Here is a 5,151-nt window from a genome sequence, read left to right on the forward strand (position 1 = left end):
ACAGATCCTCAAGCTGATCCGCGAGTTGCAACAAAAGCATGGCACGGCGGTGTTGTTCATTACCCATGACATGGGCGTGGTGGTGGACATTGCCGACCGGGTTTGCGTGATGCGCCAGGGGCATATTGTCGAATCCGGCACGGTGGCGGATGTGCTGTCCCGCCCCAGTGAGGACTACACCAAAGCCTTGCTTGCTGCGGTGCCAGGCCTTAAACCGCGTGCTGCGCGGCGCGAGATTTACAGTACGCAAGTGGTGCTCGATGTCAGCGAGCTGGGCAAGGTTTATCCGCCGGCGGGAGGCGCCTGGCGTTGGTTCGGCAAGCCGCGTGAAGGCACGCGGGCCGTGCATGACGTGTCCTTCACCCTCAAGCGTGGACGAACCCTGGGCATCGTCGGCGAAAGCGGTTCCGGAAAATCCACGGTCGCCCGTTGCGTGATGCGCTTGCTGGCCCCGACGCATGGCGCGGTCAGGGTCACCGGCAAGGACATTTCCGAATTGTCGGCGGCCAGTCTCAAGCCACACCGCAAGCGTATCCAGATGATCTTTCAGGACCCCAACCGTTCGCTCAATCCGCGCGTCAGCATTGGCAAAAGCCTGGTCGAAGGGCCGATGAATCATGGCGTGTCGTTCGCTCAGGCGTGGGCTCGCGGTCAGGAGTTACTGGAACTGGTGGGGCTGCCCGCCGATGCGATCGAGCGTTATCCGCACCAGTTTTCCGGTGGTCAGCGGCAACGTATCGCCATCGCTCGCGCTTTGGCCATGGAGCCGGATGTGATCGTCGCTGACGAGGCTGTCTCGGCGCTCGACGTCTCGGTGCAGGCGCAGGTGCTGCAATTGCTCGAAGACATTCAACAGCGCATGGGCGTGGCCATTCTGTTCATCACCCATGACCTGCGCGTTGCTGCGCAATTGTGCGACGACGTCTTGGTGATGCAGCGCGGGCAGGTCATCGAGTATGGGCCGGCGGCCGATGTCTTGGCCAATCCGCAGCAACCCTATACCCAGCAATTGATGGACGCGGTCCCCGGCAAAGGTTGGGATTTCGCTGCGGGCCAGAGGATTTGAGCATGACCTTTGATTTACTGTTTCGGGACGTCACCGTGGTCGATGGCACCGGCGCCGAACCTTATATTGCCGACCTCGCGACCCGGGGTGATCGGATCGTCGCCATCGGCAATTTTACGGGCCATGACGCGCGGCGGATCATCGATGGCAACGGACGCTGCCTGATGCCTGGTTTCATCGACGTGCACACCCACGACGACACCAACGTCATTCGCACCCCGGAGATGCTGGCCAAAATCTCCCAAGGCGTGACCACGGTCATCGTCGGCAACTGCGGCATCAGCGCCTCGCCGGTCACGCTGCCCGGTGTGCCGCCGGACCCAATGAACCTGCTCGGCGCGCAAGACGCGTTCGTTTACCCGACGTTCAAGGCCTATGCTGACGCGGTTGAGCAAGCCGTACCGAGCGTGAACGTCGCGGCCTTGATCGGCCACACGGCATTGCGCGCAAACGTCATGGAGCAATTCGACCGAGCCGCGCTGGACAGTGAACTGAAAGCGATGTGCCTGGCGCTGGAAGGCGCGCTGGATGCAGGCGCTATCGGTCTCAGTTCAGGGTTGGCGTACACCAATGCCAAACAGGCACCGATGGCCGAGATGCAGCGCCTGGTGGACATCGTTGGGGCACACGGCGCGCTGTACACCACGCACATGCGCAACGAGCACGATGGTTTGCTGGACTCCTTGCAAGAATCCTTTACTACTGCGCGCAATGCGGGCGCAGATTTGGTGATCTCCCATCTCAAATGTGCCGGCGCTGGTAATTGGGGGCGTGCGCCGCTGGCCCTTGCAGCGCTGGAAAAAGCCGCCAGCGAACAACCCTGCAATTGCGACTGTTATCCGTATTCGGCCAGCTCGACAACGCTGGATGCCTGGCGTGTCGATGGTCAGATGGAAATCTACATCACCTGGTCCGACCCGCACCCGGAAATGGCGAAGCAGACGCTCAAGGACATCGCCGCGCAGTGGGGCGTGTCGCAGTGGGAGGCCACCGAACGGCTGCGTCCTGCTGGCGCGATCTACCACATGATGAGCGAAGACGACGTGCGCACGATTCTCGCGCATCCGCTTTCGATGGTCGGATCCGACGGTTTGCCCAACGACCCTAATCCGCACCCGCGACTGTGGGGCACGTTTCCTCGGGTGTTGGCGCATTACTGCCGCGACTTGAAACTGTTCGATCTGGCCGAAGCGGTGCGCAAGATGACCGGGTTGTCGGCCGCGCGCTTTCGTCTGCAGGACCGTGGCGTACTGCGCGAGGGTGCGTTTGCCGACCTGACGCTGGTGGACATGCTGCGCATCGAGGACGTCGCCACGTACAGCGATCCGTGCCGGCAAGCTCCGGGCATTGATCTGGTGGTGGTCAACGGGGTGGTGAGTTACGAAGACGGCAAAGTGCAGGGACGACAGGGGCGCCTGCTCAAGCGCCAGCCTGCCGCCGCGGCGGTTTAAGCGCCATGAGCCATTTGATGGCCTGCCATAACCTCGTGCCAAGGCCGCCATCGCAATACGTAATTGAAAGGGGAAACCTGTGCAGGTAGTGGTGATAGGAGCAGGTGTCGTGGGTCTGGCCAGTGCCTGGTATCTGGCGCAACAAGGCTTGCAGGTCACGCTGGTGGATCGTCACGCCGACGTCGCCCAAGAGACCAGTTTCGCCAACGGCGGGCAACTGAGCTACAGCTACGTGGCGCCGTTGGCTGATCCGGGGGTGATTGGCAAGCTGCCGCAGTGGTTGTTGCGCGCGGACTCGCCGCTGCGTTTCAGACCGCGTCTGGACCCGGCGCAGTGGCGCTGGTGCCTGGAATTTTTGCGCGCCTGCAACGACGCGCAAGTGCGCCGCACCATCGGCGAAATGCTCAGCCTGTCCTACCTCAGCCGCGATTCGCTGGATGAATTGCTGGCCGCGCATCCTCTGGATTTCGATCTGATTCGCACCGGCAAACTGGTGGTGTATCGAGATCCGGCGGTGCTGGCCGCTGCCGCCCCCATGCTTGATTGGCAGCGTTCGTTGGGCGCCGATCAGCAGATCCTCGACGGCACCGGCTGCGTTGCGCTGGAGCCTTCGCTGCAGGCAGTTGGCGGGGAATTGGCCGGCGGCATCTATACGCCGGGAGAGGCGACCGGTGATTGCCTGCGCTTCTGTCAGGGCTTGAAGGGCTTTCTCGCGCAGTTGCCTAACGTGCGGCTGGCGCTGGGAACCAATGTGCAGGCGCTGGTGGGCGAACGACAGCGAGTGGTTGCGGTGCGTACTGACCAAGGTGACTTACCGGCTGACGCAGTGGTGGTTGCGGCCGGGATGTTCAGTGTGCGTTTGCTCAAGCCGTTGGGGATCGCGCTGCCGCTGTATGGCCTGCGCGGCTACAGCTTGAGCGTGCCGCTGGACGCTGGAATGCAGGCACCGTGCTTGAGCGTTACCGACGCTGCACGCAAGGTCGTGTATGCGCCGCTGGCCCAGCATCTGCGCATTGCGGCGATGGTTGATATGGGCGTGAGCCGGGCGGATGTTGACCCGGCGCGCATCGCCTTGCTCAAGCAGCAAGTGGCCGAGACCTTCCCGCAACTGGACCTGAAACATGCGCAGGCCTGGGCCGGAATACGACCCAGCACAGCGCACAGTAAACCCATCGTCGGGCGCGCTGGCGACTTCAGCAATCTGTGGCTGAACGTCGGGCAGGGCGCATTGGGATTCACCCTGGCATTGGGCAGCGCGAAGCTGCTGGTCGCGCAAATGATCGACGAAAACCCACCGATAGATCCGTCACCTTTTCAGCTGCGTGCGCGATAACACATTGCTCTGTAGGAGCTGCCGAAGGCTGCGATGGCGATGTAATCAGACAGACCGCATCGCACAGCTCCACACATAGGGTGCGGCATCGAACTCATCTGGCGCCGATTACCGCCGCCATTGGCGCGATGCGCATGCCGGCGTTTTCCAGTCGAGCGCGCAGCTGTTGAGCCATGGTAGTAGCACCGGGTGTGTCGCCGTGCACGCAGACGGTGTCGATCCGTACGGGTATGCGAATGCCGTCGACGGTGGTAATGGCTTGTTCTTCAATCATGCGTAGCACACGGGCGGCGGCAATTTCGCTGTCGTGAATCACTGCTCCTGGCAATTTTCGCGAGAGCAGATTGCCGTTGGCCGCGTAGGCGCGATCAGCGTAGATTTCCCGAGCCATGCGCAGGCCAAGTTGTTGCGCGGCGCGTTCGGTTTCCAGGCCAGGCATTACCACGAAGATCAAGTCCGGGTCGACGGCTTTGATTGCCCGCGCGACTGCCAACGCCAATTCAAGGTCTTCATTGGCCATGTTGCCCAGCGCGCCGTGGGTCTTGACGTGCTGCAACGGTAAACCAGCAGCCTCTGACAATGCCTTGAACGCCCCTATCTGGTAAATGATCTGGCGTTCGATCTGCGCCGGGCTGTCGCCACGTATCTGCCGACGACCAAAGCCGTGCAGGTCGAGAAAGCTGGGGTGGGCGCCGACCGCTACGTTTTTTTGCCGAGCCATGGCGGCAGTGTTAAACATGATGTCCGGGTCACCGGCGTGGAATCCGCAGGCGATGTTGGCGGAGCTGACGATGTCCAGCATCGCGCTGTCATCGCCCATCTTCCAGGCGCCAAAGCCTTCACCCATGTCGCAGTTCAAGTCGATTAGCATAAAGTCACCTGTGAGACGGTTAGCGCCATCGTTGAGTAAGTTGAACCCGGGCAGTATGCCGGGCCAAATACGGGGTAGCTACGGGGTGTCAGGGGCTATCTTTCGCGCAAGCATATTGACAGAATACCTCTGGTATTCCAAAAGCATTCCATCGTTAAACGGAGAATTGAGCAGTGAACACCGAGGAGCAGGAGCCGTCTTTCCGACTTGCGTCCATCGCCGATACTCCGTGCAAAAACGCCTGTCCTCACAACTCCGCCTTTTACCACGCCTGGCCGTCGCCTAGGAAACCAGGACGTACCAGCCTTCCACGAAGAGGGTGTCGCCGCCGCTTGCCGACTTGACGCGGATCCTCTTGCCGAAGACGTCGACCGACGTGCCGGCGCTCACCTCGATGGTCTGCTTGGCGCCGTCGACTTCGACGATCATC

General features: G+C 61.5%; 4 protein-coding genes. 3 read left to right on the plus strand and 1 reads right to left on the minus strand.

Annotation, left to right across the window (positions count from 1 at the left end):
- The 3 genes from M0974_RS15005 to M0974_RS15015 all read left to right on the plus strand — a co-directional run.
- Window positions 1-1,066 (plus strand): ABC transporter ATP-binding protein (locus tag M0974_RS15005; protein ID WP_297838109.1); only part of this gene is annotated, 1,066 nt, incomplete at its 5' end.
- A gap of 2 nt (window positions 1,067-1,068) precedes the next feature.
- Window positions 1,069-2,517, plus strand: coding sequence for an amidohydrolase family protein (locus M0974_RS15010; protein WP_297838111.1), 1,449 nt, complete (start codon window positions 1,069-1,071; stop codon window positions 2,515-2,517).
- Between the two features lie 79 nt (window positions 2,518-2,596).
- Window positions 2,597-3,850 carry a D-amino acid dehydrogenase gene (locus M0974_RS15015; protein WP_297838113.1) on the plus strand — a complete coding sequence of 418 codons (1,254 nt, stop codon included), beginning with the start codon at window positions 2,597-2,599 and terminating at the stop codon, window positions 3,848-3,850.
- Between the two features lie 94 nt (window positions 3,851-3,944).
- Here the strand turns inward: M0974_RS15015 and M0974_RS15020 are convergent, their stop codons facing one another.
- Entirely contained in the window at window positions 3,945-4,721 is a 777-nt protein-coding gene (locus M0974_RS15020; protein WP_297838115.1) for a LamB/YcsF family protein, read from the minus strand.
- Window positions 4,722-5,151: the final 430 nt, after the last annotated feature.

It is taken from the genome of Pseudomonas sp. (genome assembly GCF_026224925.1).
Lineage (GTDB): Bacteria > Pseudomonadota > Gammaproteobacteria > Pseudomonadales > Pseudomonadaceae > Aquipseudomonas.

Bases quoted from the DNA above. Each gene is read 5' to 3' on its own strand.
- M0974_RS15020 (WP_297838115.1), bottom strand. From the start codon at position 4,721: ATGCTAATCGACTTGAACTGCGACATGGGTGAAGGCTTTGGCGCCTGG.
- M0974_RS15010 (WP_297838111.1), top strand. From the start codon at position 1,069: ATGACCTTTGATTTACTGTTTCGGGACGTCACCGTGGTCGATGGCACC.